At 73.3% G+C, this 4,074-nt stretch carries 5 protein-coding genes; 2 read left to right on the top strand and 3 right to left on the bottom strand.

The genetic code is table 11. The features are described from left to right. Both VF825_RS05540 and VF825_RS05535 read left to right on the top strand, forming a co-directional pair. On the top strand, positions 1 to 800 hold an 800-nt coding region (locus VF825_RS05540; RefSeq protein WP_331110987.1), incomplete at its 5' end, for a hypothetical protein. Between the two features lie 10 nt (positions 801 to 810). Then, positions 811 to 1,587, top strand: a complete 777-nt coding sequence (locus VF825_RS05535) for a hypothetical protein (RefSeq protein ID WP_331110985.1) — start codon at positions 811 to 813, stop codon at positions 1,585 to 1,587. A 28-nt stretch (positions 1,588 to 1,615) separates the two neighbouring features. On the opposite strand, the gene VF825_RS05530 is transcribed toward VF825_RS05535, so the two are convergent. Genes VF825_RS05530 through VF825_RS05520 form a run of 3 tightly spaced genes read right to left on the bottom strand, consistent with a single transcriptional unit; the run spans position 1,616 to position 3,842 of the window. Further along, positions 1,616 to 2,086, bottom strand: a complete 471-nt coding sequence (locus tag VF825_RS05530) for a hypothetical protein (protein WP_331110983.1) — start codon at positions 2,084 to 2,086, stop codon at positions 1,616 to 1,618. Further along, a complete protein-coding gene (locus VF825_RS05525) occupies positions 2,083 to 2,826 on the bottom strand; it encodes a hypothetical protein (RefSeq protein WP_331110981.1) in 744 nt (247 codons plus the stop codon). The genes VF825_RS05530 and VF825_RS05525 overlap by 4 nt, the downstream gene beginning before the upstream one ends. Then, positions 2,823 to 3,842, bottom strand: a complete 1,020-nt coding sequence (locus VF825_RS05520) for a hypothetical protein (RefSeq protein ID WP_331110979.1) — start codon at positions 3,840 to 3,842, stop codon at positions 2,823 to 2,825. The genes VF825_RS05525 and VF825_RS05520 overlap by 4 nt, the downstream gene beginning before the upstream one ends. Between the last annotated feature and the right edge of the window lie 232 nt (positions 3,843 to 4,074).

Genomic DNA, 4,074 nt, shown 5'->3' with positions numbered 1-4,074 from the left:
CCGGCTGTGCCATCGGCGCGGTCGTCGCCGGCGTGGCCCGGGTCAGCTCGGGCGCGCGCGACGGCGCCGCGCGGGTCGCCCTGGTCGTCCTGGCCTTCCTCGGCCTCGTCAACGTGCTCGGCGTCCTGCTGGAGTGGCCGGGCTTCGCCGTGGCCGCTGTCGTCGCCGGCCTGGCGCCGATGGTGGTGCGGATGCTGCCCTCCCTGGGTCTGGACGTGCCCGACGAGCAGCTGGTCGACACCGATCGCCTCTCCACCACCATCTGGTCGGTCCGCGAGCCCACCCGTCGGCGCCGGCGCCGGATCCGCGTGCCCGAGCTGCAGCAGCGATTCCGCCAGGCCCGCGACGTGGTCGCGGCCGGCACCCTGTGGGGCGCCTCCCTCGCCCCCGTGACGCTGGCCGTCCTGCTGGCCACTCCGGGCCGGTCGGGCGTGTCCCGCTGGGGCGCGGTGGCGCTGTGCACCCTGACCGTGATGGGCCTGGGCTACCAGTCACGCACCGTGCGCGACCGGCTCCCCCGCTTCGCGCTCCTCGGCGCGGCCGCCGTGGTCCTCGCCGAGGGGCTGTATGCCGTGGGCCAGGTCGCCGGCCCCGCCGCGGCCGGTGCGGTGGTCGCCGTGGTCCTCGTCCTGGCCCTGGCCTCCCTCGCCGGGTCCCTGGCTCTCACCCGAGGCTGGACGTCCCCCCGCCTGTCCCGTCTGGCCGATGCCCTCGAGGGCCTGGCCGTCGTCTGTGCCCTGCCGGCCGCCCTCGTGGCCGGCGACGTCCTCGAGATCCTCCGACGCACCACCTCCGGTTAGGAGCCCTCCCGTGACCGAGTCGAGCACCTGGCTGCCCACCGACGAGCCGTCCTCCGAGAGGCCGGACGGCAGCGGGATGAGGCTGCGCTACCGGCTGGCGCTGGTCCTGGCGTTCCACCTCGTCGTGCTCGCCTCCGCGTGGTGGGCCCTCAGCCCCGACCTGGGCAGCCGGGCGGCAGACCCCGGCGGCATCCCCCTGGTGGGGGTCCTGGTCGCGTGGGCGGTGTTCCTCCCGATCACCCTGCAGGTGCCCTCGCGTGTCCGGCTCGGCGCCGCCGTCGGAGCCTTCATCGTCTGCCTGGCGGCCGTGTGGATGCTCGTCCCCACCATCGAGGGCGTCTACGCCCACACCGTGATGACCAAGGTCGACGGCGCCACCGCGGAGAAGGTCGTCATGCTCGACAACGAGATGCAGCGCGTGGACTACCGCCTCCCCGACGGGAAGGTCGTGCAGGGCTACTACATCGAGCAGATCGTGGACCGCCGGGCCCGCCGCGCCTACGAGTTCAACCACCCGTCCCTGCCCGGGCTGCGCACCGGCCCGTTCGACTCCATCACCCAGGGTCAGAAGCTCTCGGTCCTCTACGACCCGACGGGGCACGCCTACGCCCGCAACGCCGACGCGAACGGCAGCCAGACCACGTCGATGGTCCGACTCGTGCTCGTCGGCGCCGCGTGGGTGGTCGTCGAGCTGACCTGTCTGCTCGCGCTCGTCCGCCGCCGCAGCCTCGCGCAGCGTCTGGGCAAGGAGGCCGACGCCGAGGCCGCGGGTCAGCCGGAGGCCTGAGCCGGCGCGGTCACGCCCCTGCGCCGGCTCAGACCTCCGGACGGCTGACCGGCAGGGCCCGCAGCTGCTCGACGAGGGCGCGCAGCTCGGCCTGGTCCTGGCGGACCACCCCGAAGAGTGCGCCGGTCTCGTCCTCCTCGCCGTCCTTGGGCTCGGCCTCCTGCAGCTGCGCCAGGCTGTGGGCCTGCCGGGCGGCGTGCGCCCGCAGGCGCTCGGCCTCGACGGAGTCGTCCTCACCGCGGACCACGGCGGACACGCTGGTCTGGTTGAGGTCGATCCGTCGCTGGAGCCTGGCCCAGTCGGGCCCGAGCTCTCCGCGCCGGGCCTGCCCGGCGCGGTCCTCGTCCGCGGCCCGCATCTGCTCGCGCAGCTGCTCGAGGTCCTCGCCGAGGCCGCGGTTGAGGGCGTGGATCTCGCCGATGAGGCCGTGGATCTGCGCAAGCGCCTCCCGGGCCTCCGCGAGGCCCCGGTCGGCCGCGCCGCCGTCGCCGGCCATCACGCGAACGCCTTCCCGGCCGCGTCGTCGGCCTCGTCGGCGGCCACCAGGTGCATGCTGGCCGAGAAGCCCTTCAGCGCCACGGTGATCCCCTTCAGCACGGCATTGATCGTCTCGATCGCCGACGCCACCTTGTGGAGGATGACGAGGTACCTCTTCAGGAGCTCGTAGCCACGGTGGATCTTGTCCCAGAAGGACTTGATGTGCACGGCGACGTCCGCGGCACCCGCCAGCCAGCCGATCACCGGGACCGTGGCCTCGACGGCCAGCCGCTCGACCAGGTCTCCGATGAAGGAGATCACCGTCGCGACGCCCTCGGCGGCGGCCTTGGCGGCGCCGACCATCGCGGAGGAGAGCTCGGAGAGGGTCCTGCACCCCTCGCCGTAGGTCGAGTAGCCCTCACTGAGCGAGGTCATCCGGGACCGGAAGGCGTCACCGGCCTCTCCCTGCCATGACTCGCGCGTCTGCTCCGGCAGGGCTGCGAAGTTCTTGCCGACGGCGGTGCAGGCCTCGCCTGCCTGGACCCACCCGCCCTGCGCGCGCTGCATCGCCGTCCAGTCGCCCACCAGGGGCTTGACCAGCTCCTCGACCGGACTGATGCCGAAGGCCTCCCGGATGAACCCGAGCAGGTGCCCGAGGATGAACCCGCTGTCCTCCTCGAGCTTCTCGGCGAAGTCCCTGGGGTCGGGGATGCCCGGCTCGATGAGCGCGGAGCGAGGGTCGATCGTCTCGGCGATGCTCACCAGGTGCCTCCCTTGTCGTTCGTGGCCCAGTTCACGCCGCCGGTGTTGGCGGGGCCGTCGGCCAGCCGCTGGGCGTCGGCCTGGCCGGCCCACGCCTCCTGGGCGTCACCGATCCCGGCGACGAGCTCGTGACCGTTCTTCCACAGCTCCTGGCCCTGGTGGACGAGCTCGACCGGTGCGCCGAGCTCCTGCGGCGCCCAGGCGCTGCCGGGCCGCCGGTTCTGGGTGATGTTGCCGCTCTGGTCCGCGGCCCCGGAGTAGGCGGTCCCGTCGGGCACGTGCGACGCGGCATACCGGCTTCCCCGGTGGTAGCCCTGGTCGAACCCGCTCTGCACGCGCGTCTCGTGCGAGTAGTCATCGCCCGTGCGATAGCCACCGGCGGGCGCAAGACCGGCACCGCCACCCTGGTCGTGGAGGCGGCGGTTGTAGCGGGCCGCCCGCCACTGGTCCAGCCGGTTGGGCTCGGGTGCGGTCTCGGGGTCGTTGATCGCCCAGGCATCCTTGCCGGACTCCCTGGTCAGCTCCCAGCCACCCTTGAGCGCCGCCTTCCCCCCGGCGGCCCATGCGGACTCGCCCTCGTCGTAGCCGTCGGCGCCGTAACGCGACAGCTTGGCGTAGCCCGGGGGCAGGGGCACGGTGTCGCGTGCCGGGCCCAGGGACTCGCCACCGACCGGCGGCTTGTAGGGCGCCACGGTGCGCCCCGCTGCCTTCTCCTTCTCGGCGAACCGGTCGAAGGCGGCCTTGTCCATGCGCAGGTAGGTGGACCTGGTCAGCCCGATCTTGGACGCGCAGTGCTCGGCGACCTGGCCGCCGTGGTCCAGACCCGTCTCGGCCTGGCTCAGGCAGCCGCTGTAGTGACCGTGCAGCAGGCTCATCAGCCCCCGGAACGCACCGGGCGCCGAGCACGTGCTGCTGACGTAGCCGCGGATCGCGGCCATGTGGCCCTGTTGCCGGTCGAAGAGCTGCTGGGCCAGGTCCATCTGGCCGATCTCGACGTCGAATCCCCCGCCACCCATGGGTGACTCCTCCCTGAGCTCACGAACAACCCCGTGGTATGCCGGGTGCGCCGGTCCGCAGGCCGGCGCACCGCAGCGGTCACTCCCAGACGGACGGGCTCGCGCCGGTCTCGTCGTCGTACCAGTTCTCCTCGTCCTCGTGGGTGAGGTAGTCCCGGTCGCGCTTGTGTCGTCCTTCGGCGCCGCCGCCGACGCCGCCGGCCTGGGCGGTGCCGCCGGTGCCCGCGGCTGC

It is taken from the genome of Oryzihumus sp. (assembly GCF_036391795.1).
Classification (GTDB): domain Bacteria; phylum Actinomycetota; class Actinomycetes; order Actinomycetales; family Dermatophilaceae; genus Oryzihumus.
Note: the sequence above shows the minus strand (reverse complement) of the source record. Positions and strands in the feature narration are given on the sequence as shown.

Excerpts from the sequence above, each read along its gene's own strand:
- VF825_RS05520 (WP_331110979.1), bottom strand. The coding sequence starts at position 3,842 with ATGGGTGGCGGGGGATTCGACGTCGAGATCGGCCAGATGGACCTGGCC.